The sequence below is a fragment of the Paenibacillus radicis (ex Xue et al. 2023) genome (genome assembly GCF_024722015.1).
Lineage (GTDB): Bacteria > Bacillota > Bacilli > Paenibacillales > NBRC-103111 > Paenibacillus_S.
In genome coordinates, this window is the sequence record NZ_JANQBD010000023.1 from 45,432 (window position 1) to 69,682 (window position 24,251).

The window sequence follows — 24,251 nt, forward strand, 5'->3', positions numbered from 1 at the left end:
CAATAACTACGGCTCATTCCTTCATTCAAGCTGGAACTACCGTAACCATCTTATTATACAACAACCTTGTATTGAAATGAAAAACCTCACACTGTTTAAATTAAAAAAGAAAGGTAAGCCAGAGCAGCTGTACCGCCCTGACTTACCTTGTTCATACCTTATTGTACTTATCTTGCATTCTTACTTGATAAGTACGTTCTGTTTAGTAGCTTGCGATTCGAATGCCGCCAAAATAACGTTCAACGATTTCAAGCCCTCTTCACCGGAAATGCTTGGAGGCGTATTCGTCACAATGCTGTTGATAAATGCATCAATAACACCGCTTGCCGTTTGCTTATCGTTGGTTGCCATTGCACCGACCCGATGCTTCTCAACGGAGCCGTCACGAAGTTCTACGATCACTTGATCCTCGGGATGAGTTCCGATATGCATAGCACCGTTCTCGCACCATAACACAGTGCTGTTGTCTTGACCTTTATAGTAAGTCCAGCTGGCTACCAGTGTACCGATTGTTCCACTTTTCATACGAAGCAAGCAGGTCGAGTTGTCATCACATTCGGTTCCATCTTTATGAATCGTTCCGACAAATGCGGCAACCTCGGTCACCTCATCTTCCAGCAGCCAACGGATCAAATCGGACTTATGTACGCCAAGGTCTCCCATTGCCCCCATAATCGCTTCTTCCTTGCGGAAGAACCAGCTATTGCGTCCATCAATACTCCAGCCTTCCGGGCCCGGATGTCCGAACGATGTACGGAATGTCAATACTTTACCCAGCTTACCCGTTTGCAAAATTTCTTTCGCTTTTACATGAGGGGGCATCAAACGCTGGTTGTGGCCGACCATCAGGAATACGCCATTTTTCTTAGCGGCCTCAATCATTGCCAAACTTTCCTCGTAAGTTGTTGCCATCGGCTTCTCTACCAAAACATGCGCACCTGCGTTGGCAACGGCGATCGAAACCGGAGCATGGAGTACATTCGGCAGATTGACGCTTACTGCATCCGGCTTCTCTGCTTGCAGCATTTCTTCATAATTCATATAAGCTTTTGCGCCGTATTGATTGGCATAATGTTCAGCACGTTCCGTTACGATATCGCAAAAAGCTACCAGTTCAACGTTTGGATTAGCTGCATACTCAGGAATATGACGATGCTTGGAAATCGAACCGCAACCTATTACAGCAACTCTGACTTTACCCATGATTAATATGCACCCCTGTTATAATTGTTTATAATTTAGACATATAATTTTCTTTCACCCAGTTCAAGCTCGTAGCAACGCTTTGTAACGGAGGATTTGCACAGCGGTCCTGCTCAACAATCAGCCATTCAACCCCGGCATCGGACGACGCCTGAATCACATTGGGCAAATCAACCTCGCCAAGTCCCAGCTCGACTGTATCCATTTGATTTTCTGCGCCGCGGTTAAAATCCTTCAAGTGCAGCAGCGGTAATCTTCCCGCATACGTGTTAATATAGGCAAGCGGATCTTGACCCGCATATTTGACCCAGCAAACATCCATCTCAACTTTAACAATATCTGCAGAGGTGGTTGAGTACAAAGCGTCGAACACAAACTCATCATCAATGCTTTCTTCAAACTCAAATGCATGGTTATGATAACCGAACTGTAATCCCGCTTCTTTAATTTGATGGCCAGCATGCTCAAAAAAAGCAAACAGAGCTTTCCAAGCCTCAGCATCCTTGCGGTCTTCCAATGCAATATGAGGACAAATGAAATACGGAGCGCCGATTGTTTTCAAGTAAGCGATTTCTTTTTCAAGGTTTTCACGCATATTTTTAAGACTTACATGAGCCCCAATTGCTTTTAAGTTAAGTTCTTTAAGTAAATCTCTAAGTTCTTCTGCTTCCAAGCCACCGTATCCAGCAAATTCCACACCTTCGTATCCAAGCTCGGCTACCTTGCGCAGCGTACCACGGAAATCCTGAGCCATGTCATCACGCAATGTGTATAGCTGTAAGCCAACTCCCATTCTTCTCATGCAAACGCACACTCCTTAAAAGTTTTTGGATTTGATACCATTGTACCTACAAATGCCCTATAATGACTATGAACGATGTGCTTCCAACATGAACTATTTGGCTACAAAGTAGACGAGGTGTTTATTATGATCTCCCAGATCCTAACCTGCGGATATTCTTATCACTCACAAAAGTTTCATAACAGCCATAGCGATGGCGTTCCCTGCTATTTATTCCGACTTCAGACAGAAGGCTGCAGCTATGCCTTGGTAGGAGGCAGTATGACCCTTATCGAAACAGGTGACCTGCTCCTTTTTAAACCTGGCGATAAATACGACCTGCGTGTAGAAGAACATACTAATTCCATGCAGCAAACCCTTGTTTCCAGCGGAGATTATTATATTTTATGCAAGGGTGAATGGATTGACGAATGGTGGAGCAGCTCCAGAAAGCCACAGAAGGTCCGCATAGCTGTCAATGAACCGCTGCTCACTCTATGGCGGCAAATTATTTTGGAGAAACGCCGCTTCGAGGATGAAAACAAACAATTATCCGAATATTTGCTGCGAGCCTTATGCCTTCACATTGAGCGGGCAGTAGCCGATCATATATCATTCCGTGGCAGCTCTTTCCTAGCAACCCGGATGAAAAGCTTCATAGAGGAGCATGCGGTACTCCCTTTCAAAGTCGAGGATGTGGCTCAGCATGTCGGTATCAGTGTATCCCGCGCCGTCCATTTGTTTAAGGAATGCTTCGGTAAGACCATCATCCAATACGCGCAGGAAATCCGCCTCTCTTCATCTATTGAGAGAATGGTTTACACCACTATGACACTGGAGCAGATTGCTGAAACAACGGGTTTTGGCAGTTATTCTTATTTCCACAGAGTCTTTCGAGATAAATATGGCTTATCTCCAAAAGCGTACAGAGTTAAATTTGCTGAAGGCGGAATTGATGAGCACAAGCTAATATAGCCGTGAACTAAACAACCGGCTTTTTTGGTTATATTCAAGTTATCCATATCGAGCCGACTGCCTACCATGCTATATTGAAGGCAGCCTTCATCAATCAAAAATTTAGGCCATGGAGCTGCTCCACGGTTCTTTTTTTATTTAAGCAGTAGGCTCTGGAAAGGAATACCTTTATTATGAATCCAAGTCTTCTCTCTCGAAATATTCCCCTATTTTACTTGTATCAGTTTTTAAATTCATTTATTCTGGACCGCGGTATTTGGATGCTCTACTTGGCTGCTCGCGGCTTCACCCTAACCGAAATCGGCATTATTGAAGCGTTATATCATGCGGTCATTTTTATATTTGAGGTACCTACAGGCTATATCGCCGACCGCTTTGGAAATCGGACCAGCTTGCTGCTCTCCCAAGTACTTGGTCTGCTTGCATCTGGATGTCTGGTTCTCGCTTCCGATCCCCTTTATATTATTGCCGGCTTCATACTAGGAGCTTTTGTCGGCACACTTCAATCCGGCGCTACAAGTGCATTGGTGTATGAAACGCTTAAAATGCAGGGTAAAGCAGATGCATTTAAGAAGCTTATTTCAAGGCTGTCTGCTATCGTTCTTATATCGATGGGGCTCAGTGGCAGTGCTGGCGGTTTTTTATCCGACCTTCATTGGGAATGGGTTTACATAGGTAAAATGATCATCCATTTAATCTCGTTTCTTATAGTTCTTATGATCATAGAACCACTGCACATTGGGAGCAAAGAGGCGGGGAGTGATTCCTTACTCTCAGGGGTAACCAAACTATCCTTTATCAACCAATTGCGCGAAGGGGCTTCATTCATACGGGGAAGCCGCCCTTTTCTAACTATGAGCTTATTTGGCGCACTGCTCTACTCCATGTCGTGGTCCATTTCTTTTTACAGTCAAATATTGTTTCAAAAAAACGGCCTCGCCAACTCAACTATAGGAACGGTTAATGGTTTGGAAACATGGATCTCGGCAGCCATTACTGCTGTTGCTTATCTCGGTGAACGTTGGCTCGGCAAAAAGATTTCGCTGATTCTAAGTGCTTCAGGATTTGCCTGCTGCTTGGTGCTGTTTTCCGCGAGTGAAGGCTCCGTTATGATTATCAGCTGCTTTTTCCTGCTATCTATTTTTATCAGCTATTTGGAACCTCTATTGGAAGCCTATCTGAATGAGCTTGTCCCCTCCTCCATGCGCGCTACGATGCTTTCTGTATTTAATATGATGGTATCTGCCGGGATGATGGTTACCTTCTTGCTGCTTGGCGTACTGGGGGATCATATGGGAGTGTTTAATGCTCTTCGATCAGTTCTCATCGTGTGGATACCGCTGCTGATCATTACTATGTTATGGTGTCTCAAATATAATCTTAATAAAAGTGCAAGCCTCTCGAATTTAAGTAATACCAAATAGGATAAGTAAGGCTTCTAACCGATAACTCGTTGTTTTATAATAAGGTTGGAGTGTAAAATCACAGTCCGGTTGGTAGTCCGGGCGCATAGGAGCAGCAGCTTATGTAAGTAGCCTTCCCCCCTCGGGATGTCCGTCACTCTATATTTTTATAGAGGGGGAAGCTGGATGAAGCTTACCGTATATTTTGATGATCGGTTGCAATTATGGGTGGGAGTAGTAGAAGCAGAAGAAAATAACCATTTGAAAGCCTGCCGGCACTTGTTTGGTCAAGAGCCTAAAGCTGAAGAAATTATTGCTTTCATTAATTTTCAAATGCTGCCGCTGCTTCACAAAACAACACAAGCAATTGAGGTCTCGAAGACTAAGAAAAAAAGCAATACCAATCCAAAACGGCTTTTAAAGCAAGCCGCTCTAGAGCTCAAACAACGCGGTGGATCGACCTATGCACAACTGGTGATCAAACAAGAGCTGGAGCACAGGAAAGTTGAACGCAAAAAACGATCAAAGCACCTCATAGAGCAGCAAAAAGAATTAAAGTATGCCTTAAAGATTCAAAAAGCAAAGCAGAAGCATCGTGGAAAATAGTCAATTTTCATACAAGTGAATTCTTGCAATCCCAAAAGCAACTGGTCCCCTGCGGGGGGCGGTTGCTTTTCTATTGTACGCAAAAAAAGCCGTTGAGAGGGTTACCTCCCAACAGCTATTTCATTATTTTAAAACTTATTTGTAAGCTAGTCTTGCTTGATGAGCGGCTTCATAAGCGCCGATTTTATCATCATGCTGAAGTGTCAAACCAATGTCGTCCAAACCTTGCAGCAGGAACTGACGGCGATGCTCATCCAGATCAAACTCGATGCTAAGACCTTGATCATCGGTAATCTGATTGTTTTCCAGATCAATAGTCAGCTTGTAGCCTTCTGTTTTAGTTGTGCGTTGGAACAACTCTTCCACTTGCTCTTCGCTCAGCTTGATAGGCAGGATGCCGTTTTTGAAGCAGTTGTTGTAAAAGATATCGGCATAAGAAGGTGCAATAACAACCTTGAAGCCGTAATCTTGAATCGCCCATGGCGCATGCTCACGAGAAGAACCGCAGCCAAAGTTCGCGCGGGAAATCAAGACGGAAGATCCTTGATAACGCGGCTGATTCAATGAAAAGTCAGGAATGACATTCCCTTGATTATCAAAACGCCATTCAAAGAACAAGAACTGGCCAAAGCCGGTACGTTCGATCCGTTTCAAAAATTGCTTAGGAATAATCGCATCTGTATCTACGTTTACGCGGTCTACCGGACCTACAAGGCCGGTATGCTTTTTAAAAGCTTCCATGTCGTTCGTCTCCTCACATGAGTGACAACCAACTTCGGTCTGTCTGAAGTAACGGCTGCACTAAAGTTAAATTTTAGGCTTGCTGCTTCACTTTAAAGTTCCAATCGCGCACGTCAACGAAATGCCCTTTGATAGCAGCCGCGGCAGCCATAGCCGGGGATACCAGGTGAGTACGTCCGTCACGTCCTTGACGACCTTCAAAGTTCCGGTTAGAAGTTGATGCACAACGTTGGCCCGGCTTCAATACATCCGGATTCATCGCTAAGCACATACTGCAGCCGGCGTCACGCCATTCGAAGCCCGCTTCGATGAAAATTTGGTCCAAGCCTTCTTTTTCAGCCTGAATTTTTACGCGTCCTGAGCCAGGAACAACGATAGCCGTTAAGCTGGAAGAAACTTTGTGACCTTGAGCAACCGCTGCCGCCGCACGCAGATCTTCGATACGGCCATTCGTACAGGAACCGATAAACACATAATCAACAGCCAATTCAGTCATCGGAGTACCTGGTGTTAAGCCCATGTATTCGATTGCTTTTTCAGCAGCTTTTCTTTCGTTTTCTGTTGCGAAGCTTGTTGGATCTGGTACAAGCGAAGTAATATCGGCACCCATACCAGGGCTTGTTCCCCAGGTAACTTGCGGGATTAGAGTGCTTGCATCAAATTCAACGACACGGTCAAATTGAGCGCCATCGTCAGTAATAAGTTTCGTCCATTCAACAACTGCTTGATCAAACGCTTCGCCTTGCGGTACATATTCACGTCCACGCAGGTATTCAAATGTTTTTTCATCCGGTGCGATCAAGCCGGCTCTTGCTCCGCCTTCAATCGACATGTTGCAAACAGTCATACGCTCTTCCATGGAAAGGTTGCGGATAGCTTCACCTGTGTATTCAATAACATAGCCAGTAGCAAAATCCGTACCATACTTGCCGATTACACCAAGAATCAAATCCTTAGCCGTAATGCCCGGATTTAAGCTTCCGATGATGCGAACTTCCAAAGTTTTAGCCTTTGATTGCTGCAAGCATTGAGTTGCCATTACGTGCTCAACTTCACTTGTACCGATACCGAATGCAAGTGCGCCAAATGCACCGTGAGTGGATGTATGGCTGTCGCCGCAAACAATCGTTTTACCCGGATGAGTCAAACCAATCTCAGGTCCCATAACGTGTACAACGCCTTGGTCGATGTTTTCCAAATCGAACAGCTTCACGCCAAAATCCTTACAGTTTTGTGACAACGTATCAATTTGCTGCTTGGAAATAGGATCTGTAATGTTGAAACGGTCTTTCGTAGGTACATTGTGGTCCATAGTAGCAAATGTCAGGTCAGGACGACGAACCTTACGGCCGCTTAAACGAAGACCTTCAAATGCTTGCGGGGACGTTACCTCATGCACAAGCTGCAAGTCGATATAAATGATGCTCGGCTTGCCCTCTTCCTGATGAATAACATGGTTGTCCCAGATCTTTTCGAACAAAGTTTTTGCCATCAGTTTCACCTCATTATCATGAATGCGAATCAATTCATTTTATTTTATTATACTAGCATTACTTTATTGATTGATCCAAGATATAATATCTATAAGCTTGATAGATGTTTCCTATAATTTGTGCCTATAAAGGAGTAATCTCACATGGAACTAAGACAGTTGCAGTACGCGCTGCAAATAGCAATAGAAAAAAACTTTTCCCGAGCAGCGGAGAAGCTTCATATCGCCCAGCCCTCCCTCAGTCAGCAGCTATCCAAGCTGGAGAAGGAAATCGGTGTGCTGCTGTTCCATCGAACCACTAACTCCGTTGAGGTAACTCATGCCGGCCTGCTGTTCATGGAGAAAGCGCAAGCGATTCTCGACATGGTTGAGCAATTGAAGCGGGAAATGGAGGATATATCGCAAATGCGTAAAGGCAAGCTCATTGTAGGCAGTTTGCCGATTACCGGAGCTCATGTGCTGCCGCTTGTGCTGCCCGTATTTCAAGCGAGCTATCCTGAAATCGAAATTATGCTGATGGAGGAGACTTCCGCAAACCTGGAGCATATGACAGCGAACGGGCAGATTGATATCTCCTTGCTATCTCTGCCACTTCAAGACGAGGCATTAACTTATGTCCCTTTAATAGAAGAAGAAATAGTTCTAGCTGTGCCTCCACAGCATCGGTTAGCTCAGTCCTCGAAAAATCCGCAGCAAACAATTGAGCTTAACGACCTGCGTGATGAGCCCTTTATCGCATTGAAAAAAGGGCAAGGTTTCCGACAAATTACTATTGAGCTATGTGAAAATGCCGGCTTTACGCCAAGAATCGTTTTCGAAAGCAGCAATATCGAAACGGTGCAGTCGCTAGTGGCCGCAGGAATGGGGATCGCATTTGTCCCCCACATGGTATCTCGCGGAGGATGGAGCGAGCTTGCGCCGCGTTATTTGTCACTTTCACACCGTCCAACAAGAACGCTCGTCATCACATACCGCAAAGGGCGGTACTTATCCAAAGCGGTAGAAGCCTTTATGACAACCTTCCGTGAGGTTGTGGAAAAACAGCAGCAAGAGAAACGCGGCTGAACCAGCCCACTTCGTGGAATAAGCGGTAGCCGAACAAGGAGCTGTCCCTGATGTTATTTTGGGACAGCGTACCCACTTTATCCTGAATATAGCGTTGCAAATGAACCTTCAAATTTGCTTTGAAGTTGGAGGAGTAAGCTCCTTAGAATATATATGGGGTAAAACCTTGGTTTTTCAGATGCAACTCTTGGGTGTGAGTCTTGGATTTTCGAACCGTCTGCCGAAAGTAATGCGATAGATGGAAATTTTCCCGTTAATCCAGCCTTAATATCGTTTGAAATCAATCTAACTGGAAAAACTCCTGCTAATATAGGCGATATAGATGATATCAGTCAAAACACACAGAATTAGCATGAGAAATTCCAGCTATATGGCTTGTAACGCTATTTTCGGAGTAATTAACCCGACATTTTCCTGTTATTTGCGTGGGGCTCGCTAGGCTGCCATACAATGCTGAATCGAGCTCCTATACCAGAGAGTAGCACACGTTGGAAAGTAACCTCATCTCTGCAAGTAAGTATGGCCTATCCTCACAACACAACCAAGAGAGGTAACGACTATGGAGTGAAGATGGCAGAGTCCTGTGCGTACGTCGGATGATAGAAATTAAAAGTGTGTCTACTCAATTGGAGAACAACAAGGCTTTCTGCTTCGTGGCTTACCTCAACGATAGCTTGAAGGTCGGGTTACGTTTATCTGCTCACAATTTGTTGAAGAAAGCACCGAAGATCGAGATCAACAGGTAGTCTTTCGGCAAGGTTAAACCAATGTGCCAGCTGATCATTTCATAGAGTCCAATTTAGGAAAGTAAAGGGCTGCCTCCTTGTAGCTAATACATGCTACAAGGGGACAGCCCTTTATTACTTTGTACTATATTTAAAGTCTCAGTATAATGTTGGCCGCCGATCCTCGAAGATCGGAATACGGCTGCGTACTTGTCCAACCAGCTCCATATCGATCTCAGCCCGAATAATCTGTTCGGTCTCGTCGCCCTCCGCCAACACTTCACCCCACGGATCGATGACCATGGAATGCCCAAAAAATTCTGTTGTCCCGCTTATGCCTACCCGGTTGCAGGAAACAACGAACATTTGGTTCTCAATGGCCCGCGCCATTAATAAAGTCCGCCAATGATGGAGCCTTGGATTCGGCCACTCAGCCGGTACGAACAATATTTGCGCACCGCCCAGAGCCAGCTTTCTGGAAAGCTCCGGAAACCGGATGTCATAGCATATCATCATTCCTGCCGGTATATCATCCAGTTGAAGCTGCCCTAAGCTCTTGCCTTCCTTTAAATACTTCTCCTCATCCATCAAACGGAACAAATGAATTTTGGAATAGTCTGCGACCCGGTTGCCTTCCCGGTCATAAGCATAAATCGTATTGTAAATTTCGTCGCCCTTCTTCTCTGCTATCGAACCACCGATTATATTTACGCCATATTTCCTGCTGAACGCCGAAAGTAGCTCGTGAGCCTGCTGCCCTTCCGTATCAGCCAGCTCATGAATCCGGTCCAGCGCATACCCCGTATTCCACATTTCCGGAAACAGGATGACGTCAGGCTTAGGCCCCTGCTGAACGGCCTGCTCCAGCATCACTTCTAATTTTGAAAAATTCAATTTGGGCTCACCGATCGCAATATCCATCTGAAGCAATGCTACATTCCATTTTTTGTTTACCAATTAATACCACCCTCTGTACTCATTATAAAACCATATGAAAGTCAGCCTTTTCTTCATGATAGTCGAAGCTGACCGTGACTTCAATGCTTCCTTGCAATCCATAACGTCCATCGGTCTTTTTCTTCAACAGCTTCCTCGTCTTTATAGCCTGTTTGCTCCTGAATAAAATCAGCCAATTCCAACAGCTCCATATCATCCAACTCATGCAAAAGAGTGCGCCCAGTCCGTTTCAACAGATCACTGCGAAAATCTGAAAATCTTGAATACATCTGCCTTGTTTCCCACAGCTTTATCTGTTCTTGCTCTACAAAGCCCGCAGCTGCAAGAGCGTCACATACAGCCGACGATGAATGTCTCCGTACGGTTTCTTTCTCTATCAGCCTCGGGAACCTTTCAAAAAAGTAGCCTCTCAAATGCTCCAGCCCGCCAGCAAGCAAACAATCTTCAGGTGTTCGATCCTGCACAAGGAGCGTCCCACCCTGATCCAGAACGCGATAGGCTTCAATAAAACAAGCTGTTAGCTGATCAGCTGTCAGATGATGAATGAGTGCCCGCTCCAATACGACATCGAACCTGCTATCAGCAAGACCGGTATGCAGTGCGTGACCCAGAAAGAAATGAACATTCGAGAATCCCGAGCAATGTTCCACTGCCCCAGCCAGCATAGCCTGGGAGAAATCAACACCTGTAACTTCAACCGCACCGAGAGCAGCCAGCGCTTTAGAATAGATCCCGCCGCCACAGCCTATATCAGCTGCCTTTGTGCCTTTCAAATTCACCGTGCTTGCAATCTGCTCCAGCCAGCCTATATTTACGGCACGGCTAGTATAAGAATGACTGTGTTTACTATCATGAAAGTCCATAGTCATAATTATCCTTCCTTCCATTAAGAAGATAAAAACACATAAGAATGAAAAAGGTTATAATTGTTTCGTTGTGTGAAACTAAATCCCATATAATAAAACTAAATATAGTATATATTATCATTTTTCTGTGAATATGAAAAGCAATTATCCCGATCAGCTATACAGCTTTTTCGTTTCATGTTACATTATTTTTAGTTTCTTGGAACAATAATCATAATGTGAATAAACAACCTATTTTATCATGGAGTGTGACTATAGATGAATTCATCCTTTTCATCCCGAGTATCTGCTTTCCAGGTTCAGCCTGCCGAACGTATGCAAGAGCTTCCGACACAGTTTTTTGCCACTTTGGTTCGCAAAGCAAATGAACAAATTACGGCTGGACATGATGTTATCAACTTGGGCCAAGGCAATCCGGATCAACCGACGCCTCCCCATATTGTAAAAACTTTGCAAGAGGCAGCCGAAAATCCGCTGTACCACCGATATCCTCCATTTAATGGATTTTTGTTCCTCAAACAAGCTATAGCGCAGCGCTATAAAGAGGATTACGGCGTAGACTTAAATCCCGAAACCGAGGTTGCTATATTATTTGGCGGCAAAACGGGACTTGTTGAAATTAGCCAATGTCTGCTTAATCCAGGTGATGTATGCTTAGTGCCAGATCCCGGCTATCCGGACTATTGGTCCGGAGTAGCACTATCCGGTGCCAGAATGGCGTTTATGCCGCTTCATGAAGCCAACGCCTTCTTGCCTGACTACAATGCGTTATCGGCCGATGATTTGAACAAAGCAAAACTAATGTTCATTAATTACCCGAACAACCCGACAGGTGCGGCGGCTCCTGCTTCATTCTATGAAGATACGATCCGTTTTGCTGAAAAGCATGGAATCGTAGTTGCGAGCGATTTCGCATACGGCGCTCTGGGCTTTGACGGCCAAAAGCCCGTCAGCTTCCTTCAGCAGCCGGGTGCCAAAGAAGTCGGCGTTGAGTTTTATACGTTATCCAAAACCTATAATATGGCTGGCTGGCGCGTTGGTTTTGCTCTAGGCAATCCGGAAGTGGTTCGCTTGATCAACCTGATCCAGGATCATTACTATTGCAGCTTGTTCGGGGGCATTCAAGCCGCTGCGGCCGCTGCGCTAACCGGACCGCAGGATTGCGTAGCCTCTTTGCTTGCAATGTACCAAGACCGTAGAGACGCTTTATATAGCGCACTGGATCAGATTGGCTGGAAAGCCCAACGCTCACAGGGCTCCTTCTTCACTTGGCTGCCGGTTCCCAAAGGCTATACATCCGCATCGCTTGCCGATCGTTTGCTAGAGGAAGCCAAAATAGTAGTAGCTCCGGGCATCGGCTTCGGTGAGAACGGAGAAGGCTACGTCAGACTTGGCCTCCTGACACCAGAGGATAGGCTTCGTGAAGCTGTAAACCGAATTGCGAAGCTGAATTTGTTCAGCTAAATGTTAAAGTCCCGCCATTCACCCGCTAAGCTATGATTTATAATTGCACATCATTAGACATTTTGAGTCATCTCAGATGCAAACTTAAGGGGCAGGAATGATGTCTGAACCTTTACAAGACAGCCAACAAAATGCTATGCTAGAAAAAACCAAACGTAATGATGGGACTAGTAGGAGGCCCCTTCACGCGCAGAGAGTAAATTCCACCGGCTGAAAGAATTTACCGTGAAACCTTATCGAACCTGCCCCGGAACGGCCAGTGACGAGCTGGACGGCTGCCTTGCTGTTACCAAAGGCTTATAAGATGGATGATTTATCATCAATTAAGGTGGTACCGCGGAAGTTCAAGCTTTCGTCCTTATAGGACGAGGGCTTTTTGTGTTTTTCAGGATACTCGTTATAGAAAGAAGTGAACCTGCCATGCAGCAAACCATCGTTGTCAAAATCGGGAGCAGCTCCTTAACCTCGGATGAGGGTGGGCTCAACCGTGATAAGCTCGCCTTTTTTGCCTCAGAGCTTTCCAAGCTTCAGCATCAAGGCTTTCAAGTACTGCTAGTTACATCCGGTGCAGTGGCCGCCGGCTTTCGGGAAATGGGCTATGCCAGCCGACCCAAAAATGTTCATGAAAAGCAAGCTGCGGCATCCGTCGGTCAAGCGCTGCTCATGCAAGCTTATCATGCAGCTTTTGCCGCCCATCAGGTTGGGGTTGCGCAAATATTGTTGACTCGCTATGACTTCTCCAACCGCAGACGAATTCATAATGCCTCAATGACCATTGAGGAGCTGCTTAAGCACCGGATTATTCCAATAATCAATGAGAACGACACGGTAGCCGTTGATGAGCTGAAAGAGCTCAAATTCGGTGACAATGATAAACTATCTGCTTTAGTTGCCAATCTGGTCCGTGCATGGCAGCTCGTGATTCTTACCGATACGGATGGATTATATACGGAGGATCCACGAAAAAACATCAACGCTTTGCGTATAGACCGTGTTTCAGAGATTGATGAAGAAATGTACCGTATTGCAGGAGGGTCTGGCTCCTCTGTCGGAACAGGCGGAATGCGCTCCAAAATTGAAGCAGCCCGTATTGCGATGCGAGGCGGAGTGCCCGTATTTGTAGGCCGTGTGGCTGAAGACGGCGACCTTGATTTGGCTGTTCACGGCATAGGTAAAGGAACCTACTTCGATACAAGAGAGCACAATCTTCCCATGAAGAAGCAATGGCTCGGCTTCCACTCGCTGCCTCAGGGGCAAATAACCGTGGATCAAGGCGCAGAAACAGCGCTTGTATTAGGTGGCAGAAGCCTGCTGCCAGCAGGCATCAAGGAAGTAAGCGGTGATTTCCATCCGGGAGATGTCGTAGAGGTCGTCAGCTCTGACCAGCAGATCATCGGACGCGGTGTAGTCAATTACTCCACGTGGCAGCTGCAGGCAGTAGCCGGTTTAAGCACCGAAGAAGTTCAGAAGCGTATTGAAGTCCAGCGAATGGAAGTTATTCATCGTGATGAATGGATCACACTCACCGCCGGCAAGCAAATAAACGAATAGCAGCAGCTTAGCTAAGTACAATAATATTTATCCCATTTTCCAAGGAGGAATCGGTAATGGAATCCGCTCAAACTCAATCAAAAACTATCGCCAGTGAGGTTGTTCAAAAATCTACTTTAGCCAAGCTCGCAGCTCCACGCCTTAGCTTGCTTTCAACGGATCAAAAGAATAAAGCGCTGCTCCTGATGGCCGACGCCCTCATTGCCGAAGCGCCTTCAATAATAGAGGCAAACGCTGAGGATTTGCAGCGCGGCAAAGAGAACGGAACCAGCCAGTCGCTGCTGGACCGGCTTGCTTTAAACCAGCAAAGGATCGAAGCAATGGCTGAAGGCCTGCGTCAAGTCGTTGAGCTGGCTGATCCGATTGGTGACCTATTAGAGGAGGTAACCCGCCCTAACGGTCTTCATATCCGCAAGCTGCGTGTGCCAATCGGTGTAATTGGCATTATTTATGAAGCGCGTCCGAACGTGACCGTAGACGCTGCAGGACTTTGCTTGAAAACCGGCAACGCAGTCGTTCTGCGTGGCGGCTCTTCAGCCCTCTCGTCTAACAAACGCGTTGTTGAGGTGCTGCACGAGGCACTTTCCCGATCCGATGTCCCAGCTGAAGCCATCCAAATCATATTGGATCCTAACCGATCCTCTGTCGACGAAATGCTGAAGCTTAATGGGCTGCTGGATGTGCTGATTCCACGAGGCGGACATTCATTAATCCAAAATGTTGTAAAAAATGCAACCGTACCTGTCATTGAAACAGGCGCCGGGATTTGTCATACTTATATGGACGAATCGGCTGATTATGCTATGGCTTTGAACATTGCTATTAATGCCAAGGTGCAAAGACCTTCCGTCTGCAACTCTATGGAGACATTGCTAATTCATCAGAGCTTTGCGCAAGAGCATCTTGCTTCCATCGCAGACCAATTTACCGCTCTTAATGTTGAGCTTCGCGGCTGTTCCAAGGCGCGTGAACTCGCACCTGTTATTAAAGCTGCGGCTGACGAGGATTGGGATACCGAGTACAACGACTATATTCTCAATATTCGAATCGTAAATGAGCTTGATGAAGCTTTGGAGCATATCCGCCTTCATAGCACCTTGCACTCAGAATGCATTGTAACCGAAAACGCAGATCATGCTGCACGTTTCCTGCAGGAGGTAGATGCAGCTGCCGTATATCATAATGCCTCCACTCGTTTCACGGATGGCTTCGAGTTCGGTTTCGGTGCAGAAATCGGTATCAGCACTCAGAAGCTTCACGCCAGAGGTCCTATGGGACTGCCTGCATTAACTTCGACTAAATATATGATCAAAGGCAATGGGCAAATTCGCGGATAAGCTCTGCCTACCATTATTCATGAAATGATATTCCAAAGGAGACACATGGTTATGTCCTTAACATTATCCAACGCAGCTATTACTTTTGTCGGCGCCGGTTCAATGGCGGAAGCTATCGTTCGCGGCTTGACCTCGCAGCAGGACGGCAACCCTTCAAGAATTACCATGCTAAATCGTCAGGATGTTTCCCGATTGCAGTCATTGCAGCAGCGTTATGGCGTCAGCTATGCTGTTGAGTCGTCAGAGAAAGATCAGTCTATTACAGCTGCCGACGTAGTTATCGTTGCTTTTAAGCCGAAGGATGCCGTTGAAGGTTTAAAAGCCTTAAGTCCGTTATTGCAGCCCTCGCAGCTGCTTGTCTCTGTTATTGCCGGGCTGTCTACATCGACAATCGAGGATATAATCGGGGCACCAGGCCAACCAATTGCACGTACCATGCCTAATACCTCAAGCTCTATCGGTTTTGGCGCTACAGGCATATCCTTTACAGCCTCCGTTACAGCGGACCAGCAAAAGCTGGCAACTGACATGTTCTCATCAACAGGCATCGTCTCCGTTGTTGAAGAAGCTTCGCTGGACATTGTTACAGGAGTCTCAGGCAGCGGACCAGCCTACATCTATTATATGATGGAGGCTATGATTGAGGGCGGCATACGTGGCGGCTTAACGCCGGAAGCCGCAAAGCAGCTTACGGTGCAAACCGTGCTCGGTGCAGCCAGAATGGTTGAGCTGACAGGCGAGGACCCTGCAGACTTGCGTCGCAAGGTAACCTCACCGAACGGTACCACTCAAGCAGCTCTGGAGACACTTGACCGCCATGATTTCTCTTCAGGCGTAACTAAAGCCGTTCTGCGCTCTGCAGAACGTGCAGGCGAGCTTGGCCAAGCCATCAGCGCGCAAGCGGCAAACCGCTAGTTAGCAAAACTGTAATTGTTCAAAATATAGATAAAGAGCAGGTGAACATGGAGATGAATCCATACTGTGTAGCGACTTATCGCTGCTATGATGAAAAAGCCGATTTTGCCAAAAAAGCGCTCAGCATTGCTGTTGGACTAACGGTAGGAAGCTGGACTGATTTGCCGGAAGCAAAAAAAGCCGAGATGGAAAAACATCTCGGTAAAGTAGTACGCGTTGATGTACATGAGCCGGAAGGTACAGGTGGAACCGCCTCTGAGCGTTACGCCGATATTCAAATTGCCTACCCTGATGCTAATTTCAGCAGGGACATTCCTGCCCTTCTCGTCACCGTTTTCGGCAAGCTGTCGATGGACGGCAGGATCAAGCTGATCGACCTTTCCTTTTCACAGGATTTCATTTCCGCATTCCCGGGACCCAAATTCGGTATTCAGGGCGTTCGCAATCTGCTAGGCGTTCATGACCGCCCTCTTCTTATGAGCATTTTCAAATCGGTTATCGGGCATGATATTTCCGCGCTTCGCGAGCAATTCTACCTGCAAGCCGCGGGCGGTGTTGATTTAATCAAGGATGATGAAATTCTTTTTGAGAACCCTTTGACCCCTATCGAAAAGCGGGTTGAAGCCTGCATAGAGGCTGCCGCTCAGTCCAAGCGTGAAACCGGACAAGAGCTGCTGTACGCTGTGAACTTGACAGGGTCAACCTTCGGCCTGATCGACCAAGCCCGCAAAGCGATTGCTCACGGGGCCAACGCATTGCTCTTTAACGTGCTGGCGTACGGCTTCGATGCGTTAAGCGAGCTTAGCCGCCATCCGGACATCAAGGTGCCTATTATGGCTCATCCAGCACTAGCGGGAGCCTTCTATCCGTCTACATATCACGGTATTTCCGCAAACGTGCTGCTTGGCAAGCTGATGCGGTTAGCAGGAGCCGACCTTGTGCTATTCCCTTCCCCATATGGCTCCGTTGTAATGCCGCGTGAGGAAAATATGGCTATCAAGGAAGTGCTGCTTACAGAGCAAGCAAGCCGTTATATATATACCGGTTCAGGACATTCTGCCGACAACGAAGAAATTGTAGCCAATGATACTGCTTTGCCATTAAAAACAAGCTTCCCCGTCCCTTCCGCAGGCATACATCCTGGACTGGTGCCGCTGATCCTGAAGGACTTTGGAGATCAAGTCATCGTTAATGCCGGAGGAGGCGTGCATGGCCATCCTATGGGGGCAATTGCAGGTGGACAAGCTTTCCGACAAGCTATTGATGCTTGCCAAGCGGGAATCCCGCTTCAACAATATGCCGATGCTCAGCATCCCGAGCTTCAAGCTGCTGTTAAACTGTGGGGAATTAAGGAATGAAGCGCACTCAGGTCATCTTCTGTGATTTTGACGGAACCATTACCGTTAATGATAACATTGTCGCAATCATGAAGCATTTTCAACCTGCAGGCTGGGATGTACTTGTCGAGCAGGTGATTTCCAAAACCATTTCGATTCGGGAAGGCGTAGGCCGGATGTTCGCTCTTCTGCCAACCTCCCGCAAGCAAGAAGTCATTGATTACTCTATAAACAACGTAAAGATTCGGGATGGCTTTAGCAAGCTGCTCGAATATTGCAAGCAACAAAACATCACGTTTCTTGTAACTAGCGGCGGAATTGATTTCTTTGTTTACCCCGTACTGTATGCTTTTCCAATTGTAAAAGAGAATATTTATTGCAACGCAAGCGATTTTAGCGGGAGTCATATTGAAATCGTATGGCCGCATGTTTGCGACGATCAATGCCATAATAATTGCGGCATGTGCAAAACGACCATCATCCGCGGATACCCGAGCGATAAGTATGAACGGATTTTAATCGGCGACAGCGTAACTGATTTTGAAGGAGCCAAGCTGGCAGATACCGTATTCGCCCGCTCCCATTTAATTGATCTATGCAAAGATCTGGGGTTGAATTATTATCCTTTTGAAAATTTTCACGAAGTTATTGAACGACTAAAGGAGATGAACGAGCATGAGTGAAACACTTCGCCTGGAGGAGAAGCAGCAGGCTTTTTCCGAGCTAAGGGACATTAAAACAACGCTTGCCGCAAGAGGATGGTTTCCTGCAACAAGCGGTAATTTATCGATTAGGGTAGGCGACTTCACACCGGAACAATTTACTTTTGCTATAACCGCAAGCGGCAAGGATAAATCCGTCAACACCCCCTCCGACTTTTTGTTAGTCAATGAGCAGGGAAAGCCCACTGACATTACCGGATTGAAGCCGTCCGCCGAGACATTAATTCATTGTGAAATTTATCGGGCTACAGGCTGCGGCGCTATTTTTCATGTGCACACTGTTTTTAACAATCTGGTGTCGGAGCTGTTCTGGGAACGCAAATCGATTCCTGTTGATGGCGTTGAACTGATCAAAGGCTTCAATATTTGGGATGAGGAAGCTCAGATTGAAATCCCTATTCTCCCAAACTATACTGATATCCCACGTATCGCCGAATTGGTCGAGAAAGCGATTGTACCTCGTATTCCCGGCATCATGCTGCGCAAGCATGGAATTTACGCTTGGGGCGCCAATGCATTTGAAGCGAAGCGCCATTTGGAAGCCTTTGAATTCTTGTTCGAATATGTGTACCGGCTTGAGCTTTTGAAAAAGTAACGCCGTTATCCAGGATATATAGTTTCTCTGAAATCCCCTTTTGATTATGTTCAACAGTGCAAGCTGTCGTCTTTAATCAAGTATGGGGATTTTTTACGCTACAAAAAAATTTAATACGGTATAGCTCGCTTCCTTCCCTTGTGCTATTATGGTAGAAATTTACTTGCAAAAGAAATGAGGGACCGTACCGTATGGACAGCCAAGTCTATATAATTAAACCGTCTATTGATTACCAGGATGCTTACATTTCCTTCTATCAGGACTGGATAAACAGCGGAGAAAACATAGTGCCTTGGGTTGTTGGTAAAGACCCCACTGATTTTCCAGCTATGCTTCAATTTCTTTCGGAAGAAGCTAAGGAAGAACTGCTCCCTGAGGGCTGGGTGCCCGCATCTACCTACTGGTTAATGGATACAGCGAATAAAGTTGTTGGAGCCGTCAACATTCGTCATCGCTTAAACGAGAAGTTATTAAACAGCGGCGGACATATCGGATACGGCATTTGCCCATCAGAGCGACGCAAAGGATACGCTACCCTCCTGCTATCTTTGGCTTTGCAGCAAACAGCTGAATTGGGCTTGCAAAAGGTACTCGTTGTTTGTGATAAAGGAAATACCGGTTCCGAGAGGACCATTCTGAAAAATGGCGGTGTATTCGAGTCCGAGTTTATTGAAGAAAATGGAAATTGTATCCGAAGATTTTGGATTGATGTTAAAGAAAGGATTCGTCCCTAATGAAAATCGGTTTAGTAAGACATTTTAGAGTATTGAAGCAATTGCCGGAAAAAAGATGGATCTCTCCTGAAGAGCTGACGCGATGGTTTGATGAATACGATACCTGTGACATAGAAATTGGACAAACGGATTTGTCCAGCGTGGAGTGGAAACGTTGTTATTCCAGTGATTTACCAAGAGCAGCAGCAACGGCCCAAACCATTTTTAATGGTGAAATTATATTTATGAAGGATTTAAGGGAGATACACTATCCCCTGTTTAGTAAAATGATTAATCAGCCCTTGCCTTTTATGCTATGGGCCATTTTAATTAGAACCGCATGGTTTATCAACCATAAATGCTTAACCGAAAATAAAGCGGATGTTCAAAGCCGTATAAACGCCGCTCTGGATCATATTCTAAAGCCGGAGTTTGAAGAGGATGTCCTTATTGTCAGTCATGGAGCTCTGATGATGAATATGAGGAAGGAATTAATCCGTAGAGGCTTCAGTGGGCCTAAATTCAGTACTCCGGAAAATGGAAAGCTTTATTTATTTGAAAAGTAGTGACAGCTTCCGGATCATTATTCTATGCACTCATGCCAATCCAGCGCGGATGGGGCACAAGCATGAGTGCATATGCAACCTCTAGTTATTCCGCATGTTTAACCTCAATTTCTATGAAACCGGAAACGGCTCAAATTGATACGTTTGCGGATTTTGAGTAAGGATAAACGGACTTAACTCCCCTACAGCATAAACGTGAAGAAGGTGCATCGCACGTGTGCAGGCGGTGTAGAATAGCTTACGTTCATTTTCACGGCTATATTGCTCCTTAGAGGCGTCATATATAATAACCGCGTCAAATTCCACCCCTTTAGCCAAATAAGCTGGAATTACCAGAGTCCCCTTCTCGAAAGTTGGAGTGAACTGTGTTACCAAATTCAGCTCGAGTTTCTCGCTTAACTCAGCATATAACTCTTGGCTTTGGGCAGCCGTTTTACATATGACAGCAATCGACTCGTAACCATTCTTCTGAAGGGCTTCTATATCAGAGGCGACTTTAGCATTCAAACTTGCACAATCAAGCACTGACGTAACCAACGGGCGCTCTCCACTTCTGTTGAAGGGTTCAATCAAATCCCCTCCGGGTACCATTCCCCTGGTAAACTCAACGATTTGCTGTGTGGAGCGATAGCTTCGAGTCAATCGGATAAGCTCCGTTTGCTCTGGACCGTACAATGCCGTTAGCGGCTCTATATCAGCCAGCGCTGACGAATGCGCATAAATCGCCTGGTTCAAATCACCCAGCGCAGTCATTCTTGAGCGCGGAAACAGCCGCTTTAAAAATTCAAGCTGGAATGGCGAATAATCCTGAGCTTCATCGACGATGACATGCCTTACGGAAGTGTTGGTTTGGAAGCCTAATATCAACTCCTGCAAGTACAAGTACGGGGTTGCATCCTCATAGGTAAGCTTCGACTTCTCAAGCAGCGCTATAGTCTCACGGCAAATATCCTGCCAATAATCAGGTAGGGCGTCTGTCCCGACTACACGCTCAAATAGCTGATCATTAGTGAACAGCTGCGCATACAGCTTACGTACATCAACGAAGCTGAGCCGTTTGGTCCGCTTGCGAAGCGGCTTCAGCTCTTCATTGACAATAGACCTGGCCAGCAGTTCCTTCTCTTTATCGAAATCATCGAACGTATCCTCCTTACCCTTCCGAGCTTGACGCATCCTCTTATAGGACCGAAGATAATCCTCAGGCTCAAGCAGCTCCATCCTATCCTCAACCCAACCCTCCTTCCATTCCTGCTCCTCAAACGCGGCAATTTCTTTTAACAGCCATTCCTTGAGCAGAACAACCCGGTTAGGCAAACGTATAGCTGGATCGTACGAGTAAAACTTTTCAGCAATAGCTTTCTGAGACGCAATTATACGACCACGGAACCTTACTGGTTTAAAGATCATGCCTTCCTTCTCCAGTAACTCCTTATAACCCCCAAGTGCCGCTAAATACTCAGCAGAAGCTTTATATCGGATCGAGCTCATTCTCGCCAGGTAAGTACGATCCAATGCAGCAGTTAATACATACTCCATTTGATTGAACGGGCTCTCCACTTGAAATTGCGTACCGAGACGTTTCTCCAAATATTCTTGAAACGTTGATTGCTGCATGTTCTCTTCACCAAGCTCGGGAAGAACGGTGGAAACATAACTATTGAACATCGGATTGGGTGAAAATAGAACCATTTGATCCGCTTGCAAATTTTCCCTATGTTTATATAAGAGATAGGCTACTCGCTGTAGTGCTGCCGACGTTTTCCCGCTGCCTGCTGCCCCCTGAACCACTAACATACGGCTTCGGTCATTGCGAATGATTTGATTTTGCTCCTTCTGAATAGTGGCGACAATACTTCTCATTTGGGCATCAGAGCTTCGGCTAAGCACCTGCTGCAGCAGCTCATCGCCAATAGTTACACCTGTATCAAACATTAGCCGGATGCTGCGGTCGCGAATTATAAATTGCCTTTTTAACGACATAATCCCTCTGATCTCACCAACGGGTGTTTCAAATGCCGCTGACCCTGGACCATAATCGTAGTAAAGACTTGATATGGGAGCACGCCAATCATAAACCAGATACGTTTGTTCATCCTCATCCAAATAGGAGGCGATTCCCAAATAAATACGTTCTTCCAGCTCCTGACCCTCTTCTTTAAAATCTATTCGCCCAAAATAAGGAGATTTAATCAAGCGCTGAAGCTTCCCGAGTACGGCTGCAGCTTGGCGGTAGCTTCGTTCGCGCTCCGATAATACCTCTGCCTGCTGCCTCATGCTTGAATAGGTCTCTGCCCTATCCTCGTGAGTGCTGACATTGATGCTAACATCGTCCCAGAAATGCTTGCGGATATTTACAACTTCAGTTCTAACATGACCTGCTTCTTGCTCCAATGTATCCATGCGCCCAGCCATTTTATTAGTTACCTCGTTCACACGCTCTTGTTCTAAACGCCATTCGAGTTCGGTCACATTCATATAATCGCCTCTCTTTCAATGGGATGTGAATCGAAAACAGCAAAATTAAAAACCAATTTGACAACCTGATCGCAATGTGTTATTGTTATTGTAGGAAAAACTTGATTTTTATTTTTTTAATATTTTTAAACGACAATGCCTATTTTAACACCCCAAACTTCCGAAATCAACAGGAAGTTATTTTTGTTTTCGCTGCGACCAGTCTTTAACAATCCGTTTTATCCATACAAAAAAAGCCTTAGTCTTTTTAAGTTAAAAGACTAAGGCTTTTTATATTCTATTTTAGCATGCCGCCATCCATATATGCTTATTTCCCATACTCACTTGGATTCAATCTCCATGCTTGCAGGGCCTGCAGGTCTTGCTGTTGTATGCTGCCTTGCTTCAAAGCTACATCCAGAAGTACGCTATAATTGGTCAACGTTTCGAATGGAACCCCTGCTTCATTAAATGCCGCTGCCGCTTTTTCAAACTGGTAGGAGAAAATTCCAAGTACAGACAATGTTTTCGCACCAACGTCATTGACGGCCTGAGCCACCTTCAACGAGCTGCCTCCAGTTGAAATCAGATCCTCGATTACAACGGTCTTTTGTCCGGGCTGAATTGCGCCTTCGATCAGATTTTCTTTACCGTGGCCTTTCGCCTTATCACGAACATATACCATCGGTAAATTCAGCTTTTGGGCTACCCAAGCCGCATGAGGGATGCCGCCAGTCGCCGCCCCTGCAATAACTTCTGCTTCGGGGAAATTGTCACGGATCAGTGACACGAAACCCTCGGCTATCAAGTCGCGAATTTCGGGATAAGAGATTGTTAAACGGTTGTCGCAGTAAATTGGAGATTTCAAGCCAGAGGTCCAGGTGAAAGGCTGCTGCGGCCTCAACGCTACCGCTTGAATTTGCAGCAAGGCAGAAGCAACTTTCTCAGAAAGCTGGGGATTGATCGTAATAGTAAGGGAACTCATAGAACATCTCTCCTTTGATAAAATAATGGCTGGGGCAATGCTAGCTAGGCTTACTATTGAATCGATTCGATGATTTGCTCTAGAGCAGCACGCGGATTGTCTGCCGCCGTAATCGGACGACCGATAACCACATAATCCGTACCTTGGGCAAAAGCCTCGGGCGGCGTCATTACACGAGACTGATCTCCGATTGACGCTCCCGCAGGTCTGATTCCAGGTGTAACCGTTACGAAGCCGGAGCCGCAAGCAGCTTTAATCCGGGTTACTTCGAGTGGTGAAGCGACAACACCGTCCAAGCCAGAGGCTAGAGCTAACTTCGCATAGCTAATTACAGCCTCCTCTACCGTTCCAGCGATGCCAATTTCGTCATTCATAACGGTCTGACTCGTACTGGTTAACTGTGTTACACCGATGACTATCGGTTTTAAGCCTCCATTTGCAATCCCGCCTCCGGCGAGTGCCTTGTCGACACCTTCCAAAGCGGCCTCCATCATCCCTTTGCCTCCGGCAGCATGGATATTGAACATATCCACTCCAAGCCTTGTTACGCTCTCAGAGCCGCCTTTGACCGTATTAGGAATGTCATGCATTTTCAGATCAAGGAACACCTTGTAGCCCTGCTCCTTCAAATCGAGCACAAATTGGGGACCAGCGCTGTAAAAGAGCTGCATTCCCACCTTCATGTAGCAAGGAATCCCTTGTAAGGATTGGACCAGCTTACGTGCATCTCCCGCTTCCGCGTAATCCAATGCCACCATAATACGTTCCGCCACATTCGTTTGAACTGTCATTTAATCG

At 46.1% G+C, this 24,251-nt stretch carries 22 protein-coding genes; 13 read left to right on the top strand and 9 right to left on the bottom strand.

Annotation, left to right across the window (positions count from 1 at the left end):
* Positions 1-180: 180 nt before the first annotated feature.
* Positions 181-1,203 carry a Gfo/Idh/MocA family protein gene (locus NV381_RS27300; RefSeq protein ID WP_258216465.1) on the bottom strand — a complete coding sequence of 341 codons (1,023 nt, stop codon included), beginning with the start codon at positions 1,201-1,203 and terminating at the stop codon, positions 181-183.
* 28 nt (positions 1,204-1,231) lie between these two features.
* Positions 1,232-2,005 carry a sugar phosphate isomerase/epimerase family protein gene (locus tag NV381_RS27305; protein WP_258216466.1) on the bottom strand — a complete coding sequence of 258 codons (774 nt, stop codon included), beginning with the start codon at positions 2,003-2,005 and terminating at the stop codon, positions 1,232-1,234.
* A gap of 126 nt (positions 2,006-2,131) precedes the next feature.
* Between NV381_RS27305 and NV381_RS27310 the strand changes: the two genes are divergently transcribed.
* The 3 genes from NV381_RS27310 to NV381_RS27320 all read left to right on the top strand — a co-directional run bounded on the left by NV381_RS27310 (position 2,132) and on the right by NV381_RS27320 (position 4,968).
* Complete coding sequence (locus tag NV381_RS27310; protein WP_258216467.1) at positions 2,132-2,959, top strand: helix-turn-helix domain-containing protein; 828 nt, start codon at positions 2,132-2,134, stop codon at positions 2,957-2,959.
* Positions 2,960-3,132: 173 nt separating this feature from the next.
* A complete protein-coding gene (locus NV381_RS27315; RefSeq protein ID WP_258216468.1) occupies positions 3,133-4,383 on the top strand; it encodes an MFS transporter in 1,251 nt (416 codons plus the stop codon).
* A gap of 165 nt (positions 4,384-4,548) precedes the next feature.
* Entirely contained in the window at positions 4,549-4,968 is a 420-nt protein-coding gene (locus tag NV381_RS27320; RefSeq protein WP_258216469.1) for a YjdF family protein, read from the top strand.
* 135 nt (positions 4,969-5,103) lie between these two features.
* Here the strand turns inward: NV381_RS27320 and leuD are convergent, their stop codons facing one another.
* Entirely contained in the window at positions 5,104-5,709 is a 606-nt protein-coding gene (gene leuD, locus NV381_RS27325; RefSeq protein WP_258216470.1) for a 3-isopropylmalate dehydratase small subunit, read from the bottom strand.
* 73 nt (positions 5,710-5,782) lie between these two features.
* A complete protein-coding gene (gene leuC, locus NV381_RS27330; protein ID WP_258216471.1) occupies positions 5,783-7,201 on the bottom strand; it encodes a 3-isopropylmalate dehydratase large subunit in 1,419 nt (472 codons plus the stop codon).
* A gap of 144 nt (positions 7,202-7,345) precedes the next feature.
* Between leuC and NV381_RS27335 the strand changes: the two genes are divergently transcribed.
* Entirely contained in the window at positions 7,346-8,266 is a 921-nt protein-coding gene (locus NV381_RS27335) for a LysR family transcriptional regulator (RefSeq protein WP_258216472.1), read from the top strand.
* An 884-nt stretch (positions 8,267-9,150) separates the two neighbouring features.
* On the opposite strand, the gene NV381_RS27340 is transcribed toward NV381_RS27335, so the two are convergent.
* Together NV381_RS27340 and NV381_RS27345 are read right to left on the bottom strand one after the other, a co-directional pair.
* Positions 9,151-9,948 carry a carbon-nitrogen family hydrolase gene (locus NV381_RS27340; RefSeq protein WP_258216473.1) on the bottom strand — a complete coding sequence of 266 codons (798 nt, stop codon included), beginning with the start codon at positions 9,946-9,948 and terminating at the stop codon, positions 9,151-9,153.
* A gap of 80 nt (positions 9,949-10,028) precedes the next feature.
* Positions 10,029-10,817 carry a class I SAM-dependent methyltransferase gene (locus NV381_RS27345; RefSeq protein ID WP_258216474.1) on the bottom strand — a complete coding sequence of 263 codons (789 nt, stop codon included), beginning with the start codon at positions 10,815-10,817 and terminating at the stop codon, positions 10,029-10,031.
* A 255-nt stretch (positions 10,818-11,072) separates the two neighbouring features.
* Here NV381_RS27345 and NV381_RS27350 point away from each other — a divergent pair, with 255 nt between their 5' ends.
* The 9 genes from NV381_RS27350 to NV381_RS27390 all read left to right on the top strand — a co-directional run bounded on the left by NV381_RS27350 (position 11,073) and on the right by NV381_RS27390 (position 20,014).
* A complete protein-coding gene (locus NV381_RS27350; protein WP_258216475.1) occupies positions 11,073-12,278 on the top strand; it encodes a pyridoxal phosphate-dependent aminotransferase in 1,206 nt (401 codons plus the stop codon).
* A gap of 420 nt (positions 12,279-12,698) precedes the next feature.
* A complete protein-coding gene (gene proB / locus NV381_RS27355) occupies positions 12,699-13,829 on the top strand; it encodes a glutamate 5-kinase (RefSeq protein WP_258216476.1) in 1,131 nt (376 codons plus the stop codon).
* Positions 13,830-13,885: 56 nt separating this feature from the next.
* Positions 13,886-15,166, top strand: coding sequence for a glutamate-5-semialdehyde dehydrogenase (locus NV381_RS27360; protein ID WP_258216477.1), 1,281 nt, complete (start codon positions 13,886-13,888; stop codon positions 15,164-15,166).
* Positions 15,167-15,217: 51 nt separating this feature from the next.
* The gene (gene proC / locus NV381_RS27365; protein ID WP_258216478.1) at positions 15,218-16,081 is read left to right on the top strand and encodes a pyrroline-5-carboxylate reductase; all 864 of its coding nucleotides are present in this window, start codon (positions 15,218-15,220) and stop codon (positions 16,079-16,081) included.
* A gap of 53 nt (positions 16,082-16,134) precedes the next feature.
* Entirely contained in the window at positions 16,135-17,439 is a 1,305-nt protein-coding gene (locus NV381_RS27370; protein WP_258216479.1) for a 2,3-diketo-5-methylthiopentyl-1-phosphate enolase, read from the top strand.
* Positions 17,436-18,101: a 2-hydroxy-3-keto-5-methylthiopentenyl-1-phosphate phosphatase gene (locus NV381_RS27375; RefSeq protein WP_258216480.1), complete on the top strand. Its 666-nt coding sequence runs from the start codon at positions 17,436-17,438 to the stop codon at positions 18,099-18,101. The genes NV381_RS27370 and NV381_RS27375 overlap by 4 nt, the downstream gene beginning before the upstream one ends.
* Positions 18,094-18,735, top strand: coding sequence for a methylthioribulose 1-phosphate dehydratase (gene mtnB, locus NV381_RS27380; RefSeq protein WP_258216481.1), 642 nt, complete (start codon positions 18,094-18,096; stop codon positions 18,733-18,735). The genes NV381_RS27375 and mtnB overlap by 8 nt, the downstream gene beginning before the upstream one ends.
* A 191-nt stretch (positions 18,736-18,926) precedes the next feature.
* A complete protein-coding gene (locus NV381_RS27385) occupies positions 18,927-19,469 on the top strand; it encodes a GNAT family N-acetyltransferase (protein ID WP_258216482.1) in 543 nt (180 codons plus the stop codon).
* Positions 19,469-20,014, top strand: a complete 546-nt coding sequence (locus NV381_RS27390) for a histidine phosphatase family protein (protein WP_258216483.1) — start codon at positions 19,469-19,471, stop codon at positions 20,012-20,014. Before NV381_RS27385 ends, NV381_RS27390 begins: the two co-directional genes overlap by 1 nt.
* A 111-nt stretch (positions 20,015-20,125) precedes the next feature.
* Here the strand turns inward: NV381_RS27390 and helD are convergent, their stop codons facing one another.
* The 3 genes from helD to pyrF form a co-directional block, all read right to left on the bottom strand.
* Positions 20,126-22,489 (bottom strand): RNA polymerase recycling motor HelD, encoded by a 2,364-nt coding sequence (gene helD, locus NV381_RS27395; RefSeq protein ID WP_258216484.1) that lies wholly within the window; start codon positions 22,487-22,489, stop codon positions 20,126-20,128.
* 307 nt (positions 22,490-22,796) lie between these two features.
* Entirely contained in the window at positions 22,797-23,453 is a 657-nt protein-coding gene (gene pyrE, locus NV381_RS27400; RefSeq protein WP_258216485.1) for an orotate phosphoribosyltransferase, read from the bottom strand.
* A 53-nt stretch (positions 23,454-23,506) separates the two neighbouring features.
* On the bottom strand, positions 23,507-24,244 hold the full coding sequence (pyrF, locus tag NV381_RS27405; protein WP_308862333.1) for an orotidine-5'-phosphate decarboxylase: 738 nt from the start codon (positions 24,242-24,244) through the stop codon (positions 23,507-23,509).
* Positions 24,245-24,251: the final 7 nt, after the last annotated feature.